Raw genomic sequence first — 20,689 nt, forward strand, 5'->3', positions numbered from 1 at the left:
ACCTGCATCACCTCTGTATTATTAAAAATACCACCTCTCCCATTAATAAAAATGGAAGAAAAGGTAATTTTGTTTTAAGTTTTGTTTTCTTTATTATTACGCCTGTTATTCCTGTAGCTGACATTATTAAAAAAGATAATAAAACTATTATTAGCATACTTTTACTGTTAAAAACACATCCTGTCATTAGTATCGCCAGTCCATCACCTAATCCCATAATCTTTTTGGATATAAGGCATATAAGTACCAGTAGCACCGACAGTCCCACACCCAATGCATAGTGTTTAAAATCTCTTTTATAAACAGCTGCATTAACAATAATTCCACAAGCTGATGCCATTATAAACGGCATTATAAATACTTTTCTGTACTTAAAATCCATTATGGCACCTGATATCAGCACCGGTAATGATATAATAGTTTCAATCATTTTATTCCTTTCCACAACTACTGCATGCCGGCATATTTGTTACACTTTCCTTGTCTGTTGCTATAATATTTCTTACTATTCCACTACATGTAAGACTCAAATGATACCTGTTTCCATCTTCCGCAATAAAAACCTTTGTACCTGATTCCGGCTTTTTGGTTACACATATTCCACATTTGCTGTATTTTTCTCCGTAATTGTTTCTAAGCCCTTTTACAGATGCATAAGATGTACTGCTAATTGACAGTGCCAGATGACTGCACTCCTTCGTTAAGTGATACACTTTTCCATTTTGAGTTATGTAAACTATATTCTGACTTTTTGTTATGTCACTTCCTGTCCAGTCCCTAACCATGCTTCGTTGTTTTATGGCTATAGTCCTGTCTAAAAAAGATGTTTTTAAAACATAATTAAGTCTTATATCTGTCACATCATCAATTCCATTATTTTCATATATGGAACCTTTAACCTTGTTCCACATATCATTTTCAGTTATTTTATTCTTGTTTTCTTCAATTTCCGTTTTTATTTTCTTTAATGTATCATTATAGTCCGTCACTTTATCTGCCAGTTGAACATAAAATTTGCTTTTAGCAGTAATCAATGCTATGTTATTTAATTTCATTTGTACCGAAAACTGTGTGCTTACCATAATTAAAAAACTTACCATAAAAAGCACCATACCTATAAAAACCGTTAATGCCATTGCCGCTTCTATACTGATACTTCCAGGGGAGGTAAATGAACACACCCTTTTTCGTTTTTTTAAAAGGTATATATGAGATCTTTGTACTTGGAGATGAGCACTGTATTTTTGCTTATTTTTATTATATTTTCCGAAAAAGGGCATGTTCATTTACCTCCATTATTTTTAATATTTCATATCACATTTAACTTTATATGTATAAGAACCATTACTTTCATTTAGATTATTTAACACCCATGGCATTGCCACAAATAACGGTTCTATCTCATATACTGCTTTAAACTTCATACCTGAAAAACACTTACTCATTTGAAATTTACTGTTGTATTTCTTTTGTATATTTAATTGAATAAGATCCATTATCCTAAAAAGGCTTTTGTTTCCATCTGCAATCATCATCAACATCATGCAATATTGTTCATAATTTAAACTTAATTTTTTGCTATTTTTATCATTCTTAATGCTTCCTCCTAACAGATTTTTAATGTCTGTTTTCCAACTGATTTTATCCTTTATGAAAACTACTTCGTTTCCCTTTAAGAGACCTTTCACATCCGCTACTGCCTCCCCCAGGGACCACGCCTCTATTAAAACCGCCTTTATTACCGGCTCTAAAAAAGGTAATCCTATGGCTGTAGCCGCCGATGATGCTATAAAAGTCAATTGGCTCATTTTAACACTATCTGTTAAAAGATATCCTAAATTCATAACATTTCTTATTCCCACTATTTTTTTAACAACTTCCGTAAGATTATCCCTATCACTACTTTTTCCGCTTATTATGTACTCCATTTCGTAGCTTAAATCATGGTCTTTTATTTTACTAATGTAGTTACCAAATTTTCTTTTACCATACAACGCCAGCAGTGCCCTGTCAGTTAAATCTGTTTTGCCGTTTTTTTCTGTATTTTCTTTTTTTGATGGCAGATTTAAATCAGATATAGATGCATTTGATATATCAGATACGTCATCTGTTACCAACGATAATAGTCCTTTTTGTAATAATTCTTTAGCACTTTCATAAATAGACTTATTTCTATTATCTTCCTCAGTAATCTGATTTTCTTTTAAAGATTCTGTTTCATTAATATAATTATGTAGTAATGACATGGAGCTGTTTAAAATATTAATGTTTTCCGGAACAATACTTTCTAATTTTGAAACATCCAGTGCCTTTTCCTCTTGTAATATGCCCACCATTTTTTTCAGTATTAGTGTATTTTCCTCAACAAAATCTTTTTCGCCGGATGTATATCCACTTTCCCTAAGATAGGCTGCTTTTTTTCCCTCGTAGTCCTTTCCCTGGTCTATGGCTCTGCTAATCATACCCGCTTTCTTATCAAGTATTTTTCTCAGACTTCTATACTTTTTTTCAACCTTATCATTGTTTTTAGAGCTTACATTTCTCTCTATTATCCGGCTAACCGCATTAATTAATTTTTTCTCTTTTTCAACATCCTTAATTTTAACAATTAACTCATCAATATCCTTTACAAGATTTTGCAGCTCCTTACTATCATTTTCAGATATTTTTTCATCGAACACATCTGCAACTGAATCTGTCTTTTCGTCGCTGCGTTTCTCGTATTTGTTAAATAATTTAATTAACTCCTCTGCGGCTGTTGCTCCTGCAGCATATTTCGTATAGGAAGCTATTTGAGACAAAAGCAGCTTTTCGCCGTTATCCGTAACATATTCCACCTTGTCCATTTCTATGTTTTTAAGCCTTGTGGACATAAAATTAGTTCCCATACCATTTAAATCTGCCATGTTTATATTAGCTTGTATGTACTTTTTCAGTTCTTCTTCAGTATTCTGATTTTCCCATACAAGTAATAATCCATATTCATCAAAAACCTGCCTTGCATATCCCGCCATTACAGAATCAGCTGCCATATACGTAAAACTTTTGCTTTCCGAATATACAACGTTAATTCGTCCGCTTTCTGAAACAACACTAATAAACAACATTACTGCTACCATGACAATGCTTAAATATATGGATATGCTTCCTTTGGTTTTTCCTGAAATAATTTTTTTAATCTTAAAATGACTTAATCTGTGTTTTAATAGATTTATAAACGCCATCTGCCACTCCTGAAATTTGATTTTTAAACACAAGGGCTAGTCCCACTAACACTAATATAATAAGCACTACTTCTATTACCCCCATTCCCTTTTCGTCCTTCCAGAAGGTTCTTTTCCAATATCTTGAGAAATTTTCCATAATATATTTAAAACTATTGTTCATTTACTCCTCCTTATAAATTCATTGATAAAAATGCCGGAACCATTATAATTGCCATGGCAACAATCAGCATTACAATCATTGGTCCCATTAATTTTGTTGAGATTTTCCCTCCTGCCTTTAGCATGGTATTTTTCTTTTCTATCATTGAGCTTTCCAGTTCATTTTCTAGTACCACAGTCATGGCATTTGTCCCCCTTCGTATATTTTGTTCTATAATTCCCGATAATTTCACATAACAATGTAATCCACAGTTTTTTCCATAATTATTAATAGCTGTAATTTCCGATACGCCACTTTTCATTTGTATTAAAGAAATCTCTAGTTCTTCATAAGCATATCTTAACATTTCATGATATTCTTTTTTATCTTCCTTATAACCCGATACTATTTTCTCTATGGCACTTTTTACCGAAAGACCTGCATTATGATATAAAAGAAGTTTATTTACTATTTCCGGATAATCTTCTAATAACTGTTCATTTCTATCCTCAATTTTATCTTTTATGTCCCTGTCTTTAAAAAAGAACAATGCCACTGACAATATTAATCCTATTGTTACTACAACATAGCTATTTTGCCCTTTAGAACTATAATATTTAACCTTTTTGCCATCTATTTTTTCCGGCAGATTTACCTGGCTGTCATATACATCCTGATTATCAACATATGACTGGACCTGCCTTTTAGCATCACTCTCTCCCTGATGTGGATATACATTTACTGAAAAAACATACTCTAGTGTAACCTTTTCATAGGTCATTATTGCCGTAAGATAAACTAATTCTCCCTCTTTATCAACATTGCTATTTATTTTTCCATCATAATCTATTATGTCAGAATCGCTTATTTCCCAGCTGACTAATATATTTTCCTCACCAATGCTTCCTACCAGATTTAATGGCTTTGTAACATTTTGGGCATTATCATTTTTTCCCAGAGCCTTTTGAACCAATTCCTCCTGATACCCTTTTATGATTTTTAATATCTCCTCATCCTTTAATTCTTTCTTCCCTACCTCTAATTCTATTGGTTTTATTGCCCCTGAATCATCTTCATAATAAATGTTATAAACCTCATCATCTATGCTATCTCTTTTCACTGATGTAATAGGTTCATTGCTTTCGCTACCGGATATTTCTATTCCTAATCCCAACACTACCGCCAAAATACCACATAAAATGCAATAGGAAACCTTGTTTACAATATACAAATATTTTTCTTTTTTAATATCTTCTTTAACACTTATCTTTCTTATGGCTTTATTTAAAGAATTTCCTTTTCCGGCGTAAGCTATGGGAAACTTATCCACCATAAACATAGCCATACCAAATAATGCCTTTAAGGGATAATCCTTTCTGTTCAGATTTTTTCTTAACTTTTTCCTGTAAAAAAATGTAGATGTATAAAATATGGTAATTAACACTATTGCAATGACATATATTTTTATCATTCTCCTACTTTAATACTCCTCATTAAATTCAACTATTTTTTGTGCCCACAAAAAAGCCAAAACATAAAGCACAAGGCATATTGTCATAACAATTCTTCCTGCATTAGTCTCATACATAATGTTTAGAAAATCCGGAGACATCATTTTTACATACAAAATTAAAGCCATAGGTATTAACGTCATTATTTTCTGCTCTGTTTTTTTCTCTGTTGTGGACACTTCAATTTCTTCCCTTACGTTTTCCTTTAATACAATACTGTCCGTTACACTTCCTATTACTTCCGTCATGTTTCCTCCTGTCCTTTTTGCAACTGAGAAAATACGTGAAAATAATATAGCCTCCCTTAAACCTGTTCTTTTGGCAAAGTCCTTAAATATATCTTCCTCTCTTACATTTAACTTTATTTTAGATATCATAATTCTTAATTCTTCACATATGTAACTGTATCTTCCATACATTGAAACCATATCTTTATAGCTTTCCTTTAAGGCATTTGAAACGGAATATCCTGTTTTTAAGGAATCGGACATAACCATAAGCATATCTTTAAACTGCACTTTAAGTTCTTTCTTTTTCTTATTAATTATTCTTCTTTTTTGCTCCCTGTATATGGGAACTCCTAAAGGCAAAAGAATAACTACTGCATAAATGGTTCCGTAAAACAATATTGAAATAATAATTATAGCCATAAAAATCACCATAATTACCACTGCCTTTTCCTTTTTGGATACTTTGTAAATCATTTAAAGACTTAAACCACTCCTTTCTAATTTTTCAGTGTTTACTAACCTGTTTCTAGCTTCAAGCTTTCCTTCTACCAATTCCTCTGTCTCCCCGTACTCCACAAACTCAAAGAGAGGATTTAATTTTATTTCTCCATTAACACAATCTAATACCTCGTCTATTTTTAAAACCTTTCTGGTTCTATCACGAAGCCTCCCTAAGTGAACAATTATATCTATAGCAGATGCTATCTGGGAACGTATGGCATTCATAGGGATGTCCATTCCCATAAGTACCATGGTTTCTAACCTGTTAAGCATATCCTTAGTGTTGTTTGAATGACCTGTACTCATGGAGCCGTCATGCCCTGTCTGCATTGCCTGAAGCATATCAATAGCTTCTTTCCCACGAACCTCTCCCACTATAATTCTATCAGGTCTCATTCTAAGGGATGTTCTGATTAAATCTCTTATGGTAATTTCGTTTTCTCCCTCAGTATTCGCCTGCCTTGCCTCCATTCTCACTATATTCTTAATATTTTTTAGCTGTAATTCCGCAGAATCCTCTATGGTAATAACCCTTTCCTCTCCGGGAATGTAATCTGACAAAACATTTAAAAAAGTAGTTTTACCGGAGCCGGTTCCACCGCATATAAAAATGTTATAACCTGATACCACAAGCTTTTCCAAAAAATCCGCTGCTTCCTTAGTAATGGATTTAAGTTCAATTAACCTCTTCATATCAACTCTTTCCCTGGGGAACTTTCTAACCGTAACTACTGCTCCGTCAATTGCCACCGGTGGAAGAACAATGTTTACCCTGGAGCCGTCAGGAAGTCTGGTGTCCGCTATAGGTGATGATTCATTAATTCTTTTATTATTTCTGCTTACAATCTGCTGTATAATGTCATTTAGCCTTTCCGGAGAATCAAACTGTCCCTCCGTTTCATATATATGTCCCTTTTTTTCAATAAAAATGCTGTTATGACTGTTAATCATAATTTCCGTAATGTCTTCATCTTCTAACAATTCATCTAATATTCCCAATCCCTTAATGGAATTAAATATATATTTATGTAAACCTATTTTTTCACTAACCGACATATATCTGTATTCAGTTTCTTCTGCAATTATTTCATCTATAATTTCATGTATCTCGCTATTTTCAGCTTCCCTGGACATATCCAGATTGTCCACAACTTTATTTCTAATATCTTCTTTGTTAGTTTTCATATCATCATCCTAAAATTTTATGCAACCTCTTCTAACTCTTTTTTTATAACAGCACCTAATTTTCCCTCTAACTGATTTTCTAAATAATTCTCACTGAAACTCTCCGTACTGATTTCCGGTATAAATATCTTTTTTGTCTTTTCTAGTAATTCTTCTTTTTCGCTTTTTAATAAAAATTCTTCGTAAACAGATGCTTTCATGGTATTAATCCATCCTGTATTAACAGGCATATACACCTTGTCACATATATCTAATAATTCAAAAATATTCTCCACCATATTACCTGTGTCTACTATTATTCTGTCATATAACCCCAGCTCTGAAATTTTCTTGATTAAATTAATCCACTCTTCTGTTTTGATTTTTCGCAAATCTTCCGAATACAATAATGGTGGAATATAATCCATATCCTTATACCTGCAAATAACAGTGTGAAGTCTTATGGCTACAGACTCCCTGCTTTGTCTGAAATAATACATAAGATCAGACAAATCTTTTGCGCATCTGGTATTTAGCAGTTTTTCAAACACTGAAAATTCTTCCAAATTAATATAGAGAACGGAGCTTTTCCGTGCCAGCATAGCCCCCAGTGTAATGGAAAATACTGTGTTTTCTTCATTACATGCAGGTGAATATATCCCTATAATCTGTGCCGCCTTTCCTAAAACCTTAACCTCTTCCACCTGATTATCCCTTCTATAACAGTCTGATATTTTTTGTAAAATATTCTCCGTAGACTGATATTTATATACCGCAGGATATGTCTCATATTCTAAGCTTACGGTTCCTGATGAAAGAATTATAATGTTTTGAATATTTTCATTTTCAATGTTTTCAAACATTAATTCCGGCGATATAAGAGCTATGGTAATGCTTTCCTTCTTCAGATATTCCTTAAGCGCTTCTACTCTGGTAAAAGAAATCACACGAAACACTGTTCCATGTCTGTTTCTAATATAGTTTGCCAGTCGGCTCACATATTCACTATCGTTATCACAAATAGCTAATATTCCTGTGTTCATATTTTTATTGTTTTCCCTCCTTGCTTTTGTGTATGCTCATATTATATATGCACACTTTTAAAATGTCTATAGTTTTTTTAAAATTTTTTAATATTTTTTTATTGACTAAAAATATAATAAATGTTATCATTCAATGTAGTATTAATAACTACATGTTGTAGAATTGATTAATGGAGGGTTTAAATTTATGAGTAAAAGAATTAAATTAGCAGATAGGGAACTCCCTACATATTCAAAAGGTGAAGAGATTTTTAATATGGTATCCCATATTGTAGGTGGAGCTTTAGGTATTGCCGCTTTAGTGCTTTGTATTATTACCGCAGCTAAGGCTCACAGTGCCATTGGTGTCATTTCATCCTGCATTTATGGATTTACCTTAATAGCTTTATATACAATGTCTAGCGTTTATCACGGATTAAAACCCGGTATGGCAAAAAAAGTTATGCAGGTTTTAGACCACTGCACCATTTATTTCCTTATTGCAGGAAGCTACACACCTATACTTTTAGTTGCCATGATGCCTAAGTATCCTGTTATTGCATGGTTTATTTTCGCTTTAGTATGGGGCTGTGCCGTTGTTGCCTGTACCCTTACTGCCATTGATTTAAAAAAATACCGTGTAATGTCCATGATTTGCTACCTTGCCATGGGCTGGGTTATTATCTTCTTTATTAAACAGACCTACGATGTTATGTATCTTGGTGGTGTTGTTTTTCTTGTAACCGGAGGCATTGCCTACACCATTGGCTCTGTTCTTTATGGTCTTGGAAAAACAAAAAAATGGATGCACTCCATTTTTCATTTATTTATTCTTGCAGGAAGCGTGTTACATTTCTTTGCAATTATTTTATACGCACTGTAATGTAATTATTTATCACATAAAAAATACCTTAGCATATGAATTATTATGATTCTCTGCTAAGGTATTTTTATGTTTATGATATTATTTTTGTATTAGAATTTACCACTGGTTCCACCATGAGTTTCCCCGGATGATGAAATATGTATGCTGCTTCCGCCACCATTATTGTTATCATTTTTCGGTCTGGCTCTTTTAGTAATGTTTGAATAAAGATACAAATCCCTCATTTCGGAAATGTCAACGCTTCCGTCTTTAACATAATTGCCTGCTGCTGCCTGCATATGAACAGATTTTAATTTTGCTATCATGCATGCCACAATTATCAGGGCAATAACCAGTCCTGCCACAAAAGAAATCAATATCCACATTGAAGACAAAGGTTCGTGGGGCATATTGGAAGAATCATATGCAGCCCCTTCTTTCGCCTGGGTAAGGAATTTGTCACATTGTTTTGCATAAGTACTAAATGCCTTTTCATAATTACCGGCGGATAAGTCATCTAAAAACTTATTTTCTATATAATTTATTCCGGCATCAGTAAATGCCTTAATGGCATACCCACAAGTCGATATCCCATAATCCCTGTCCTCCATGGATACTAACAGCAAAATTCCATCTTTACCATATCCGTTATAATCGTAATAATCATCGGCATATGCTTCCGCACTTTTTCCGTCAAGGCTGTTGGTAGTTACCACTACCACCTGACAGTTTTGCCTGTTGCTTATTTCCTTTAAAGTTTCATTTAACGAGTTTTCTTCGCTATCTGTTAATAATCCTGCATCATCCACTACATATGCAGCCATTTCGTTTTGGGCAAACACCGGCATTACACACATTGTAGAAAAGATAAGGGTAAATAAAATTATGTACAATCTCTTTTTCATCTATTTATCCTCCTATAAAATTCCGGCAAACCATAAAATCCATGCCACAATATAAACTAAAATACTGCAAACTACAGTGAGACCTACAGCCCATTTGCAGGCGGCGACTTTGTCCACAGGCAGGTCTCCCACAAATTTTCCTGTCTGGCCATTCATTGCAAAAATGTAATTATTGCCATTCCATGATGTTGTAAGCATCCACACCGGATACAGGGCATACTTTGCCTTGCCGTTTTTAAGTTGTATACTGGTGCTTTCAGGAACCACTGTTGCATATCCTGTAACCGTGTCAGCAAAAACATCCTCCGTTGATTGTTTCACACGCTCATTGGCACGTTCAATACTTTGTTCTGCTGTTACATCGTATTTATCTGCCATATAGCCTGCTAAGTAAGCTGTCTGGAAATCCACTGCATCCTCAAAATTGTATGGTTCAATGGACTCCATTAAATCATCTGCCATTTTAGATGAGCCATCCACCGGAACTCTTTCAAATCCTATACTTCCACCTCTATGTACCATAAAATGGCTGGTTTCCGTATAATCATATTCGCTGTCGCTCCAGGTTCTTACGGTAGTTGCCCTATATCTGATTTTGGCTTTGGCATCTGTATCAAAAAGCCAGAAAGGAACATATACACCCTTTATTTCCTCTATGTGATTCTGACTTTTAAATACCTTTGGTAAAAGACGCTTTCCTGACAAATGCTTTTCAAATCCTGCCTTTGCCGCCTTTTTATCCAGCTTAAAAGGAATAATGTAATCCGGTCGCAAGTCACCTTTAAACTGTCCCATAAGTACCACAGGGTTTCCACAAAACGGACATGATGTTGCCGCCATGGTATCATCTCCCACAATTTCCCCACCACAGGAGTTACATACATAGCTATGAAGACCATCAGTTTCTCCATCCTGCCATTCTCCTCCTGCAGTAGTGTCCCAGGTCATATCATCTTCTGCTTCTTCCTTAAGTTCCTTATCGTATCCCTTAAGGGTATCCATTTCAAATTCCGTATCACAATACGGACACTTCATTTTCTGAACTGCGCTGTTAAATTCAATTGCCCCGCCACAGCAGGGACATTTATATTCCTGCATATCAGCCATAAACGTACCTCCTACTGTCTGTCATTTTCATCAAATATATCACCACATTCCGGACAGAATTTTGGTGGGTGAGCAGGGTCTTCAGGCTCCCATCCACACTTATCACAGCGATATAATGGTGCTCCCTCAGGTTTCTTCACTCCGCAATTCTGACAGAATTTTCCTTTGTTTACAGTTCCACAGGAACAGGTCCAGCCTTCATCAGCCGGCTTTTTAGCTCCACATTCAGGACAGAAGTTTCCTGTTGCCATTGCTCCGCAGGAACATTTCCATGCTCCACTTACAACCGGCTCCGGCTTCTTTGCTCCGCATTCAGGACAGAAATTTCCATTAACTGTGGCTCCACATGAGCATTTCCAGCTGTTTTCTGCCTGTTGCTGTGACTGCTGTGCATTTTTCTGTGCTGCCTGCTGCTGTCCCATTGCATATAAATTTTCCGGATTCATTCCGCCGGCATTCATTGCCATGCCCATTCCCATAAATCCGGTCATTGCTCCGGCTTCATTAGATGCTGCTGCTCTCATGGCATCAGCCTGGGCACCAACCATAGCTGCCGCTCCCATAGATGGGTCACGCATAACTGCTGATCGTTGTAACTGCTTAATCATTTCAGCATCTTCATCCGGCAATGTAACACTGCCAAGGGCAATACTTACTACCTTTAATCCTCTAAGCTCACCCCATTTAGCTGAAAGAGCTGTATTCATTGCCTCCTCTAACTCTGTATTGTGGGTAACTATCTGGTTTGGTCTAAGTTCCAAATCTGACAATTTTCCAAATGCCGGCTGTAATGCACTAATAAATTCGCTTTTAAGCTGTCCCTCTAATTCTTCCCGTCTGTATTCACTGCTTACATTTCCGCATACATTTGTATAAAATAATAACGGGTCTGCTATTTTGTATGAATATACTCCTGAACATCTTACGGAAACGTCCACATCTAATCCGATTTTAGAATCAACTACCCTAAAAGGTATCGGATTTGGCGTTCCAAACTTATTATCAATTAATTCCTTAGTGTTAAAATAGTAAACTCTCTGGTCTTTTCCGGTGTCTCCACCGTATGTAAATCTCTTTCCTACTGTTTTAAAGGTTTCCTTAATTCCTTCTCCTAAACTTCCTGAGAAAATACTAGGTTCCGTAGATGAATCATAGGTAAATTCTCCCGGTTCAGCACATACTTCTACGATTTTTCCCTGTTCCACAATAATCATACACTGTCCATCTGCCACAGCTATTCCGGAACCATTTGAAATAATGTTATCATTTCCCTTTGTATTAGATGAGCGACCTGTAATTTGTTTTTGTCCTCTCACCATTAATACTTCCTTGTCTATAGCTTCACAATAGAAAAACTCCTTCCACTGATCAGCAAGTGTTCCCCCGAGTGCTCCCACTCCCGCTTTAATAAGTCCCATAATGAACTCCTTTCCTTTTTATTATATTTTTATAGATGCCTATCATATCATTCCCCATTAACTACTCACATTATAATATGACGTTTTAAAATATACATTACCCAAAAGAGTAGTGTTTTTTCGACAAATAATGATTTAAATCATATTATATTTTCCATATTATACCATGTAGTAAAAAAAGCAGAGCCAATCCTTGTGATGCCCTGCTTTTAACAAACTTATATTTAACTTAATTTACATTAGACGACCATTTCTTCTTCGTCTTCTTCTGTACATTTCGTTTAATAAAAGAACTGTTATTATATCCTTTAACCATGTGTCATCCGGATACTTAGTGCATTCATCACCAACACAGTTTTCTTCGTCTTTTTTGATTTCATTGAATATGTTTTGGACGATTCTTGAAATTCCCAGTTTATCCGGATATTCATCGTACATCATACTCCCTGCAAATTCCTGACGGTTACATTCTTTTTCCACTAATTCCTGTAGTTTTGAAAAAGTCATTGGATACATTTCCCTTACATAGTCCATATCTCTATCCTCTGACATTCCCCACTGTCCATAGTATAATCCTGAAATTGCATTTCCCTGAACGTAAAATGGTATATATCTGTAATCCATACACTATTACCTGATAGTTTATCATTTTATACTATTCAAAAGTTATTTTTTTGCTACATAAACTATAACATATGAAACACATCAGGTGTTTCATATGCGTACCTAACCAGCCCCAAAGGGGCGTGCTCTGCGAAACAGAGTTATGAAACGGTAATCCTATACCGTTCCATAAGTCATAGCCTTATAACTATTTCTTTTCCTGATTTTTCATAAGGAACAAATTCCACTCCCGAAGCCTTAAGCATTCGCTTTGATGCCTTAACTGACGGCGTATCTGCATATTTATCATCTGCGTAAATAACTTTCTTGATTCCGCACTGAATAATTGCCTTGGCACATTCATTACATGGAAACAATGTAACGTATATTTTTGCTCCCTCTAAGCTTCCGCCACGATAATTAAGTATGGCGTTTAACTCACTATGAGTGGTGTAAAAATATTTATTATTATATGGGTCTTCACTTTCCCTGTTCCATGGAAAATCATCATCATTGCATCCTATAGGCATTCCATTGTAACCAATTGATAATATTTTGTTATCTGTACTTACAATACATGCTCCAACCTGTGTTCCGGGATCCTTAGAACGCATTGCCGCTAAAAAAGCCACGCCCATAAAATATTCGTCCCAAGATATGTAATCCTGTCTTTTATTTCCCATTTTAGCTCCTTTCCATATCTTCACAGTATTTTTCAACAAAACCCATTGTCCATCGGTTAAACCTTGGCAATGGGTTTTATATTATTTTTATTTTGTTCCAAAAATACGGTCTCCCGCATCTCCTAATCCCGGAATAATGTATTTATGCTCATTTAATCTTTCATCTAATGCACCAATGTACATATCCACATCCGGATGTGCTTCCTGCATAGCTTTTACTCCCTCAGGGGCAGCAATAATACACATAAGGGTAATATTTTTAACTCCCTTATCCTTAAGCATCTGTATTGCAGCTACTGAAGAACCTCCTGTAGCTAACATAGGATCAACCACAAATACTTCTCTCTTATCACAGTCTTCAGGCAGCTTGCAGTAATACTCGTGAGGCAATGCCGTAACCGGGTCTCTGTATAATCCGATATGACCTACCTTTGCTGATGGAATCATTGCAAGCATTCCGTCAACCATACCAAGTCCTGCTCTTAAAATCGGAACGATTGCCAACTTCTTTCCACCTAACTGCTTAACTGTTGTTTCACATATAGGTGTCTTAATTTTAACATCTTCTAATTCTAAGTCTCTTGTTGCTTCATAAGTCATAAGCATTGCTATTTCACTTATTAACTGTCTGAAATCCTTTGTTCCTGTTTCTTCTTTTCTAATAATACCTATTTTGTGCTGAATCAATGGATGATCCATTACTACTGTCTTTGCCATGACATTTCCTCCGTATCTTATTATATTTATTTATGCCTTAATACCTTTAAGTTTATTCGCAAGCTTCTTTATAACCTCGTCTAAAGTCTCGTACAATTTTGCATAATCTGCAAGTTCTCCCCCGTCCGGATTAGTTATACTTCCATCTTCGTTTATATATTCCTTCAATGTATAAACATTTTCAGCCTCTGTATAATCATCATATACCGTCTGCTTTTTGGTTGCATCAAGAACCAATACAAGTACATCTCCTCCAAAATCTTCCGATTCAAGCTGCTTGGAACTTCTGTTTATTTCAAGTCCCTTTGAAGCCGCAATGGCTACAGTTTTCGGATTCATAGGTTCCGGAAAAAGAACCGCCAATCCTCTTGAATCTATGTCCACTCTTTCAAGGGGAAGATAATGATTTAGAAGCGATGCCGCCAATGGTCCTGTTGACGTATCCGTTTCAGTTACGAACAATATTCTTGAAAATTCTAGCATCTTACCTCCCAACTGTTACAAACAATTATACATCTATAATGTTGTAACCTGCTGCTTTTGTAAGTCTGTTCATAATTGCCCATCCAACATTATGTTGTGAAAATGCCTCGCCAAAAATAAATTTTGTGTCTGCCTTATCAAAATCCCTAAGGGTTTTAAAAAGCATATTGGCAATAGTCTCAGGCTTATCCAAATTCCCCAGTGATACTACCATTATGTCTTTATTAAGCTTTCCCTGATACAGATTAAGGTGTTGGTCAACCGTTATCACTCCGGTTTTAAAACCTTTATCTGCTTTTTCATTTGCAAGCATAATTATTTTATCTGCCACCTTTTCAGTAGTACCTCTATAAATACTGTAATCTGCTTCCGGTGCATAATGTCTGTATTTCATTCCCGGTGCTTTTGGTTTAAAATCAGCCGTAGGCTTCGATAATATAGCCTTGTCCACACCAACCTCGCCTATTACATCCTTAATCATTTCGTATGTAATAAACCCCGGTCTTAAAATCATAGGTGTCTTAGATGTAACATCTATAATCGTAGATTCCAATCCCATTCCTACCATTCCGCCATCAATAATCATGTCAATTCTTCCATCTAAATCATCAATAACATGTTCTCCCATAGTAGGGCTTGGCTTTCCTGATAAATTTGCACTAGGTGCTGCTATGCTGACACCTGATTTTTCAATTAATTCCAGTGCAATAGGATGATTAGGGAATCTCACTGCTACCGTATCAAGTCCTCCTGTGGTTCCCTTGGGTACTAACCCGCTTTTATTAAATATAAGTGTCATAGGTCCCGGCCAAAAAGCATCCATAAGCTTCTTTGCCACCTCCGGCACCTGTGTAACAATGTCATCAAGCATATTAAGATTTGATATATGAACTATTAAAGGATTGTCTGACGGTCTTCCTTTTGCCTCATAAACCTTCTTTGCTGCCTCTTCATCTAAAGCATTGGCTCCCAATCCGTAAACAGTCTCCGTTGGGAAGGCAACCAGTCCGCCATTTCTGATAATTTCTCCTGCCTTTTCTAACTGACTAACAGCAAAATCATCTTTTAAGTTATCTTTATCTATCTTTACAATTATAGTCTTCATCTTGCGCCTCACCTGACATATACTTGTTATATTTTATCATATGTACCTTCAAAATACAATGTTAGCCCATATTAACCTGTCCCTATTTTTCCCTATACATCTACTTGGTTTCTGTCATTTCGCTAAAATAATCCATAATTCCCCTGCAAAGTATATCTCCTAACTGTTTTTGATAATCACTGTTGGTTAGATTATCTGCTTCTTCAGGGTTACTTAAAAAACCACACTCTACAATGATTCCCGGACATTTTGAATTTATCAGCATATAATAACTGTCATTAGGCTTTTCGTTTTTTGCCTTCTCCGTATTAATATCCTTATTGAATTTTTCCTGCATTATTTTTGCCAATTTCATACTTTGGGCAGATTTCTGATAATAAAATACCTGGGCACCATGAACTGATTGACCTGTGAAGCTGTTTTGGTGAACACTTATTAACACACATTTATTGTTATTATCATAAGCCTTATTTATTATGCTACACCTTCCGTTTAAATCACCGATTTTTGAAAATCTGCCATTTTCCTTTAATGATGTATCCGTATCTCGTGTCATAACAACATTAATACCTTTTTTCTGTAATATATCCCGAAGCTGTAACGCAATGGCAAGATTAACGTCTTTTTCTTTAGCATTATTTATTCCTACTTTTCCCGGGTCTTCTCCCCCATGTGCTGATTGTAGTTTACGCAAATTGTGATATGTATTCCCCAATATATATGGGGAGTTAGAAATGTATTGAGATTAGATAGCCTTTTTCTCCAAGTCCTCACAGTAAACGCTTGAAAATAAATGTTCCAGTTCATTTCCGAAGTTGTATGAGATTTTAAGTTTGTGGTTTTCATAAACTGTTATCTGGTCTATCATTTCCACAATAATATCTCTGTCTAATTCTTCAATGTCTTTCAGTTCCAACAACCGCCTTAACCACGGTGTTTCAAAAACATCTTCTGTTACACTTTCCTTTTTCTTTTCTTCCAGCGTTTCAATCTGTTTGGAGTAAAGCGTTTCTTTTTGTTGATAGTCCTCTCGATAAGAAAGAAATTCTTCTTTAGAAATCAGTTCGTCTTTGTAATCTTCATAAATTGACTTTTTCAACTTCTTCACTCTTTCAAGCTCTGCTTTTAACTTTGTCAGTTCTATGTCTGTTGATTTTCTGATTTTTATTGCTGTGAAAGATTGTGATTTTACAAGTTCCTGCAAGTTCTCTACATTGCGGATAATCTGCTTTAAATCTCCCAGCACAATATCATTCAATACTTGAAACGGGAGCGTGTGCGGAGTGCAATAATCTTTTCCACTTCTTTTGTAAGTTCCACAATAAAATGAATAGGACTTACTTCCGTCAGCACGTCGCCAGAAATTTTTCATCATTGCCCGACCACAATCGCCACACTTGATAAAACCTGCAAAGATATTTTTATTTGTTTCTAAATCAATATCCCTATGTTTTTTCGTCAGCAGTTTTTGTACCTTATCCCACAGTTGACGGTCTATAATCGGTTCATGTGTATTTTCAACCCTTATCCAGTTTGCTTTCTCAACTGGACGCTGTTTGCTTCTCATACGTTGATGTTTCTTTCCTTGTACCATATTTCCAATATAAAGCTCATTTTGTAACATCACTTTAATCGTGGAATACGTCCAATAAGAAGTTTTCTCTAAACGATTGCAATTTTTGTAATTTTCGCCGTTGAGCTTTTTATATTCCGACGGACAAAGGATACCCTCTGCATTTAGTATTTTGGCAATGCTTTGTTTTCCTATTCCTTGTGCATACATAGTAAATACTCTTTTTACAACTTCGGACGCATATTCATCAATCACAAGTTTATTTTTATTTGCAGGAGATTTCTTATAACCATAACTTGTAAAAGCTCCGATAAATTCTCCTGCTTTCTGCTTTGATTTTACAGTCGCTTGAATTTTATTAGAAATATCTCTGGCATACTGTTCGTTGAATATATTTTTAATAGGAAGTAACATATCGTATGCCTGCTTCATACTATCAATATTATCTGTTACAGAAATAAAACGAACATTAAGCTCTGGAAATATTCTTTCCAAATATCGCCCCGTATCAATGTAATCTCGTCCGAAACGGGAAAGGTCTTTTACAACAACACAATTTACCTTGTTATCTTCAATGTCAGCAATCATTCTATGAAAGTCTGGTCTATTGAAATTCGTTCCCGTAAAACCGTCATCAATATAAACATCATATAAGATAAAGTCATCATGCTTGTTCACATATTCTGTTAAAAGTTTTCTCTGATTTCCTACACTATCGCTTTCTTCCTTATCTCCGTCCTCTCGTGATAATCTGATATAAATAGCCACGTTAAATAAGTTTGAACCTTTTTGATAAATCATTTTTCCACCTATTCAACTGCCGTACCTATGATAATATTATACCATAAAGTACGGCTTCTTTCCATTGTTTTCAAGGGTTTTACCCTCTTGATAGTCCTTTTTTTACATGAGATTTCACGATACGGACAAGCAATTCCTCTACGGAAAATTTACCTAAAAATTCCCGTTCTACGATATATTGTGCAGGTTCTTTTTTAGCCAAGTTATCAGCCCCCTTAGTCAGCTATCTATTCTCAACATACGCACATAGGCTTATCCAATATGCGTATTTTTCACAATGTTACAGAAGCAGACAGACGGCTTTGGAAAGCTCCGTTAGTATCTCAACTATTCCCATTCTTGTGGGCAGAACCGCACCATGCGGACGTATCATTATCCTGTGAGGATAGGTCATGGCAAAACGACTTTTCCAACAGTCGCTCTCGGATCACTGCGTGGGTCGCTCGCTTTCTTTTGAAAAGGTCGTGGCGTACAGTTCCCGTGGCTCGCTATCTCACAAACGTATCTGTCTGCTTTATTCAGTTGTCAAAGAGCTGTGGCGAAAGCGTATTGCTTTCATATAAAAGCAGGGGCAGAGCAGGAAAGAGGGGATTGAACAAATCATGCTCTGCGGTTACTGCTTGTTATTCTTCGGTTTCTAACGGAATATCAAAGTCCAAAATCATTTTGATAAGTGCTTCTCTGATAAGTCCCTTTAACTCCATATCTACGACAATATAGACATTGCCGTATTCATCATAGAGTGGACGCAAACAGCACTTTGATATGTACGGGTCATAAAATGCCAGTATCTTTTCAATCGCTTTTTCGTCCCCGTCCATTGCCTGCGAAAGCAAGTAGTAAGACGGCTTTTTAAATGTTTGTTTCATTTTTACTGTTTCTCCTTTAGTAATTTTTTCATAAGTGCCAATGAGTTATGCCGATTTTGGAATACACCGCTTCTGGAAATATTCTGCTTTTTTGCAATTTCTTCGTTGTTCATTTCCAAGAAGTAATACATCAGCAAAGTTTCACGGTTACGCTCGGACAACTGTTTCAAGGCTTCTGCCAATTCATCATCATAGACACGAATATCATTACCGCATACGTTGAAAATCGTATAGTCCGTATCATAGTCGTCCCAGACAGCCAGATTTTCTACAACGATTTCTGGAAGTTCACAAAAGAGTGTTTCTTCCTTTTGTCGTCGTTTTAATTTCTTCTGATAGTCCTTAACAACATGTCGGACAACTTTCTTCAAACAACTTTCAAAACGGCATTGAACTGTTTTCTGGAAGTCAGACGGTTTCATCAATCTCACCCCCTTTCCGTTACGACGTGAAAAGTAGTTATCCCTCTTTCCACACCATATAGGGAACGGCAGGTGTGATTTGTTAAGTTGAAACCGAAAAAATTTAAAAAATTTTTTAGGCATGAAAAAAGCCCGCACAAAACATATAGTTTTATACGAGCTATTAGAGCTATAAAATATTTAGTTTTTAGTAAAATGCTGTTAGGTAGTGTATGATTGTATAGAATTTCGCTTAAAATGTTCCATAATACAATCCCCCTTACAGCACTTGTTTTGTATTACACTTTTGTCTTTTTGGTAATCTTGTAAATATATTCTTCTGGTGTAGGGCGTTTATTTCCAAAATACTTTTTAAAATTTGCCTGCACTTCTGGGTCGTTGCTGTTCATAGCTTCATCAATCGTTGCTTCAATATCTGCCCGAACATCAGCCAATGATACACCGCCAGCTTTTGCACCAGCTTTCAATGCTTTTTTTATGTCACGTTTTTTAAGTCCTAACATGGTATCACTCCTAAAAATAAAATAGTTCCTCAAATTTTTTATCAAGTGCAATACACAAAATAAGTGCAAGTTTAGCAGTAGGATTGAATTGTCCCGTTTCAATGGAACTAATCGTATTCCTAGATACACCAACCATTTCCGCTAAAGCTGATTGCGATAGTTTTTTTTCTGTTCGCACTTTTTTGAGATTGTTTTTTAACACCAGTTTATCATTCATTAAAATAACCCCACACAAAATTTATAAAAGCAGTATGCAGAAAATACTAATAGAATACCGCCACAAAAAAGACTAAATTTCTTTTTCAGTTTGATACCCTCATAAACAAATGCTAAACCTGATGTGCAAGTAAATAGGGATATTATATCTGCTGGGGATTGCACTTTAATCAATTTTATTATCATTATAGTGCAACCTAAAATAATCAATCCCCAAAGTGAAAATGCGTCCCTTTTTGTACGTATTTCTTTCTCTCGTTCATCGCCTAAAAAATTTTCTAGTTTTGCCTTTTCTAAAACTTCCTCTTTATTCATAAAAGCACCTCTCTTTTTGCCAAGTTTTATTTACATTCATAATATATCATAGCCAAGTTTTGTTGTCAATTATTTTGCATAGTTTACTTGTCAAAAATACAGCGTGCAAATCTCATTTAGGAAATGCACGCTATATCATTTATCCTACAATCTTCCAGTTACTATCCTTTTGTAACACAAGCTCATACTGTGATACCTGCGTCGCTTTTGTCTGATTATCAAGGAATTTTACCGCTACCTTGACTTTCACATTGTCCCCGTCCTTTATAAAGATAGGGTTTACCAGTTCAGAATAAAGGTAGTCCCTGCC

26 protein-coding genes are annotated in these 20,689 nt (G+C 35.6%); 1 reads left to right on the forward strand and 25 read right to left on the reverse strand.

The genetic code is table 11. The annotated features are described in order from the left end of the window. Positions 1-7 precede the first annotated feature (7 nt). From DWW68_RS09425 to DWW68_RS09460, 8 genes are all read right to left on the reverse strand, one after another. Complete coding sequence (locus DWW68_RS09425; RefSeq protein WP_118589504.1) at positions 8-430, reverse strand: prepilin peptidase; 423 nt, start codon at positions 428-430, stop codon at positions 8-10. A 1-nt stretch (position 431) separates the two neighbouring features. Then, positions 432-1,136 (reverse strand): hypothetical protein, encoded by a 705-nt coding sequence (locus DWW68_RS09430; protein WP_147365745.1) that lies wholly within the window; start codon positions 1,134-1,136, stop codon positions 432-434. Positions 1,137-1,301: 165 nt separating this feature from the next. Next, complete coding sequence (locus DWW68_RS09435; protein WP_118589506.1) at positions 1,302-3,224, reverse strand: DUF5702 domain-containing protein; 1,923 nt, start codon at positions 3,222-3,224, stop codon at positions 1,302-1,304. Continuing rightward, a complete protein-coding gene (locus DWW68_RS09440; protein WP_021953498.1) occupies positions 3,181-3,387 on the reverse strand; it encodes a Flp1 family type IVb pilin in 207 nt (68 codons plus the stop codon). The genes DWW68_RS09435 and DWW68_RS09440 overlap by 44 nt, the downstream gene beginning before the upstream one ends. A 10-nt stretch (positions 3,388-3,397) precedes the next feature. After that, positions 3,398-4,837 (reverse strand): immunoglobulin-like domain-containing protein, encoded by a 1,440-nt coding sequence (locus DWW68_RS09445; protein ID WP_118589507.1) that lies wholly within the window; start codon positions 4,835-4,837, stop codon positions 3,398-3,400. 9 nt (positions 4,838-4,846) lie between these two features. Continuing rightward, positions 4,847-5,527 carry a hypothetical protein gene (locus DWW68_RS09450; protein WP_147365747.1) on the reverse strand — a complete coding sequence of 227 codons (681 nt, stop codon included), beginning with the start codon at positions 5,525-5,527 and terminating at the stop codon, positions 4,847-4,849. A gap of 54 nt (positions 5,528-5,581) precedes the next feature. Continuing rightward, positions 5,582-6,793, reverse strand: a complete 1,212-nt coding sequence (locus DWW68_RS09455; protein ID WP_021953501.1) for a CpaF family protein — start codon at positions 6,791-6,793, stop codon at positions 5,582-5,584. Between the two features lie 17 nt (positions 6,794-6,810). Continuing rightward, positions 6,811-7,815: a hypothetical protein gene (locus tag DWW68_RS09460; protein WP_118589509.1), complete on the reverse strand. Its 1,005-nt coding sequence runs from the start codon at positions 7,813-7,815 to the stop codon at positions 6,811-6,813. 187 nt (positions 7,816-8,002) lie between these two features. Between DWW68_RS09460 and DWW68_RS09465 the strand changes: the two genes are divergently transcribed. Continuing rightward, positions 8,003-8,677 (forward strand): hemolysin III family protein, encoded by a 675-nt coding sequence (locus DWW68_RS09465; protein WP_118589510.1) that lies wholly within the window; start codon positions 8,003-8,005, stop codon positions 8,675-8,677. Between the two features lie 92 nt (positions 8,678-8,769). On the opposite strand, the gene DWW68_RS09470 is transcribed toward DWW68_RS09465, so the two are convergent. From DWW68_RS09470 to DWW68_RS09555, 17 genes are all read right to left on the reverse strand, one after another. After that, positions 8,770-9,564 carry a TPM domain-containing protein gene (locus DWW68_RS09470; RefSeq protein ID WP_118589511.1) on the reverse strand — a complete coding sequence of 265 codons (795 nt, stop codon included), beginning with the start codon at positions 9,562-9,564 and terminating at the stop codon, positions 8,770-8,772. A gap of 12 nt (positions 9,565-9,576) precedes the next feature. Beyond that, entirely contained in the window at positions 9,577-10,671 is a 1,095-nt protein-coding gene (locus DWW68_RS09475; RefSeq protein ID WP_118589512.1) for a hypothetical protein, read from the reverse strand. A gap of 11 nt (positions 10,672-10,682) precedes the next feature. Then, positions 10,683-12,089, reverse strand: coding sequence for an SPFH domain-containing protein (locus DWW68_RS09480; protein ID WP_118589513.1), 1,407 nt, complete (start codon positions 12,087-12,089; stop codon positions 10,683-10,685). Positions 12,090-12,323: 234 nt separating this feature from the next. Then, positions 12,324-12,713 (reverse strand): hypothetical protein, encoded by a 390-nt coding sequence (locus tag DWW68_RS09485; RefSeq protein WP_118589514.1) that lies wholly within the window; start codon positions 12,711-12,713, stop codon positions 12,324-12,326. Positions 12,714-12,886: 173 nt separating this feature from the next. After that, complete coding sequence (locus DWW68_RS09490) at positions 12,887-13,375, reverse strand: dCMP deaminase family protein (RefSeq protein WP_118589515.1); 489 nt, start codon at positions 13,373-13,375, stop codon at positions 12,887-12,889. Positions 13,376-13,462: 87 nt separating this feature from the next. Further along, entirely contained in the window at positions 13,463-14,092 is a 630-nt protein-coding gene (gene upp, locus DWW68_RS09495; protein ID WP_021953509.1) for a uracil phosphoribosyltransferase, read from the reverse strand. Positions 14,093-14,122: 30 nt separating this feature from the next. After that, positions 14,123-14,575 (reverse strand): low molecular weight phosphotyrosine protein phosphatase, encoded by a 453-nt coding sequence (locus DWW68_RS09500; RefSeq protein WP_021953510.1) that lies wholly within the window; start codon positions 14,573-14,575, stop codon positions 14,123-14,125. A gap of 25 nt (positions 14,576-14,600) precedes the next feature. Further along, the gene (locus DWW68_RS09505) at positions 14,601-15,680 is read right to left on the reverse strand and encodes an L-threonylcarbamoyladenylate synthase (protein WP_118589516.1); all 1,080 of its coding nucleotides are present in this window, start codon (positions 15,678-15,680) and stop codon (positions 14,601-14,603) included. Between the two features lie 100 nt (positions 15,681-15,780). Beyond that, positions 15,781-16,374: an N-acetylmuramoyl-L-alanine amidase gene (locus DWW68_RS09510; protein ID WP_158576867.1), complete on the reverse strand. Its 594-nt coding sequence runs from the start codon at positions 16,372-16,374 to the stop codon at positions 15,781-15,783. Positions 16,375-16,425: 51 nt separating this feature from the next. Then, the gene (locus DWW68_RS09515) at positions 16,426-18,054 is read right to left on the reverse strand and encodes a recombinase family protein (protein WP_117828752.1); all 1,629 of its coding nucleotides are present in this window, start codon (positions 18,052-18,054) and stop codon (positions 16,426-16,428) included. 79 nt (positions 18,055-18,133) lie between these two features. Further along, entirely contained in the window at positions 18,134-18,256 is a 123-nt protein-coding gene (locus DWW68_RS13840; RefSeq protein ID WP_002323371.1) for a hypothetical protein, read from the reverse strand. Positions 18,257-18,677: 421 nt separating this feature from the next. Then, entirely contained in the window at positions 18,678-18,923 is a 246-nt protein-coding gene (locus DWW68_RS09530) for a helix-turn-helix domain-containing protein (protein ID WP_117614269.1), read from the reverse strand. Between the two features lie 2 nt (positions 18,924-18,925). Beyond that, complete coding sequence (locus DWW68_RS09535) at positions 18,926-19,345, reverse strand: sigma-70 family RNA polymerase sigma factor (protein ID WP_015552791.1); 420 nt, start codon at positions 19,343-19,345, stop codon at positions 18,926-18,928. Between the two features lie 278 nt (positions 19,346-19,623). Further along, on the reverse strand, positions 19,624-19,848 hold the full coding sequence (locus DWW68_RS09540) for a hypothetical protein (protein WP_117614268.1): 225 nt from the start codon (positions 19,846-19,848) through the stop codon (positions 19,624-19,626). Between the two features lie 10 nt (positions 19,849-19,858). Next, positions 19,859-20,065: a helix-turn-helix transcriptional regulator gene (locus DWW68_RS09545; RefSeq protein ID WP_117614267.1), complete on the reverse strand. Its 207-nt coding sequence runs from the start codon at positions 20,063-20,065 to the stop codon at positions 19,859-19,861. Next, positions 20,065-20,379: a DUF6442 family protein gene (locus DWW68_RS09550; RefSeq protein WP_117614266.1), complete on the reverse strand. Its 315-nt coding sequence runs from the start codon at positions 20,377-20,379 to the stop codon at positions 20,065-20,067. Before DWW68_RS09550 ends, DWW68_RS09545 begins: the two co-directional genes overlap by 1 nt. A gap of 139 nt (positions 20,380-20,518) precedes the next feature. Further along, positions 20,519-20,689: conjugal transfer protein (locus DWW68_RS09555; RefSeq protein WP_147365666.1), on the reverse strand; the 171-nt coding region annotated here is incomplete at its 5' end.

Source organism: Eubacterium sp. AF16-48, from assembly GCF_003479405.1.
GTDB lineage: Bacteria > Bacillota > Clostridia > Lachnospirales > Lachnospiraceae > Eubacterium_G > Eubacterium_G segne.

Excerpts from the sequence above, each read along its gene's own strand:
- DWW68_RS09425 (WP_118589504.1), bottom strand. The coding sequence starts at position 430 with ATGATTGAAACTATTATATCATTACCGGTGCTGATATCAGGTGCCATA.
- DWW68_RS09430 (WP_147365745.1), bottom strand. The coding sequence starts at position 1,136 with ATGGCATTAACGGTTTTTATAGGTATGGTGCTTTTTATGGTAAGTTTT.
- DWW68_RS09435 (WP_118589506.1), bottom strand. The coding sequence starts at position 3,224 with ATGGCGTTTATAAATCTATTAAAACACAGATTAAGTCATTTTAAGATT.
- DWW68_RS09440 (WP_021953498.1), bottom strand. The coding sequence starts at position 3,387 with ATGAACAATAGTTTTAAATATATTATGGAAAATTTCTCAAGATATTGG.
- DWW68_RS09445 (WP_118589507.1), bottom strand. The coding sequence starts at position 4,837 with ATGATAAAAATATATGTCATTGCAATAGTGTTAATTACCATATTTTAT.
- DWW68_RS09450 (WP_147365747.1), bottom strand. The coding sequence starts at position 5,527 with ATGGCTATAATTATTATTTCAATATTGTTTTACGGAACCATTTATGCA.
- DWW68_RS09455 (WP_021953501.1), bottom strand. The coding sequence starts at position 6,793 with ATGAAAACTAACAAAGAAGATATTAGAAATAAAGTTGTGGACAATCTG.
- DWW68_RS09460 (WP_118589509.1), bottom strand. The coding sequence starts at position 7,815 with ATGAACACAGGAATATTAGCTATTTGTGATAACGATAGTGAATATGTG.
- DWW68_RS09465 (WP_118589510.1), top strand. The coding sequence starts at position 8,003 with ATGAGTAAAAGAATTAAATTAGCAGATAGGGAACTCCCTACATATTCA.
- DWW68_RS09470 (WP_118589511.1), bottom strand. The coding sequence starts at position 9,564 with ATGAAAAAGAGATTGTACATAATTTTATTTACCCTTATCTTTTCTACA.
- DWW68_RS09475 (WP_118589512.1), bottom strand. The coding sequence starts at position 10,671 with ATGGCTGATATGCAGGAATATAAATGTCCCTGCTGTGGCGGGGCAATT.
- DWW68_RS09480 (WP_118589513.1), bottom strand. The coding sequence starts at position 12,089 with ATGGGACTTATTAAAGCGGGAGTGGGAGCACTCGGGGGAACACTTGCT.
- DWW68_RS09485 (WP_118589514.1), bottom strand. The coding sequence starts at position 12,713 with ATGGATTACAGATATATACCATTTTACGTTCAGGGAAATGCAATTTCA.
- DWW68_RS09490 (WP_118589515.1), bottom strand. The coding sequence starts at position 13,375 with ATGGGAAATAAAAGACAGGATTACATATCTTGGGACGAATATTTTATG.
- upp (WP_021953509.1), bottom strand. The coding sequence starts at position 14,092 with ATGGCAAAGACAGTAGTAATGGATCATCCATTGATTCAGCACAAAATA.
- DWW68_RS09500 (WP_021953510.1), bottom strand. The coding sequence starts at position 14,575 with ATGCTAGAATTTTCAAGAATATTGTTCGTAACTGAAACGGATACGTCA.
- DWW68_RS09505 (WP_118589516.1), bottom strand. The coding sequence starts at position 15,680 with ATGAAGACTATAATTGTAAAGATAGATAAAGATAACTTAAAAGATGAT.
- DWW68_RS09515 (WP_117828752.1), bottom strand. The coding sequence starts at position 18,054 with ATGATTTATCAAAAAGGTTCAAACTTATTTAACGTGGCTATTTATATC.
- DWW68_RS09530 (WP_117614269.1), bottom strand. The coding sequence starts at position 18,923 with ATGAAACAAACATTTAAAAAGCCGTCTTACTACTTGCTTTCGCAGGCA.
- DWW68_RS09535 (WP_015552791.1), bottom strand. The coding sequence starts at position 19,345 with ATGAAACCGTCTGACTTCCAGAAAACAGTTCAATGCCGTTTTGAAAGT.
- DWW68_RS09540 (WP_117614268.1), bottom strand. The coding sequence starts at position 19,848 with ATGTTAGGACTTAAAAAACGTGACATAAAAAAAGCATTGAAAGCTGGT.
- DWW68_RS09545 (WP_117614267.1), bottom strand. The coding sequence starts at position 20,065 with ATGAATGATAAACTGGTGTTAAAAAACAATCTCAAAAAAGTGCGAACA.
- DWW68_RS09550 (WP_117614266.1), bottom strand. The coding sequence starts at position 20,379 with ATGAATAAAGAGGAAGTTTTAGAAAAGGCAAAACTAGAAAATTTTTTA.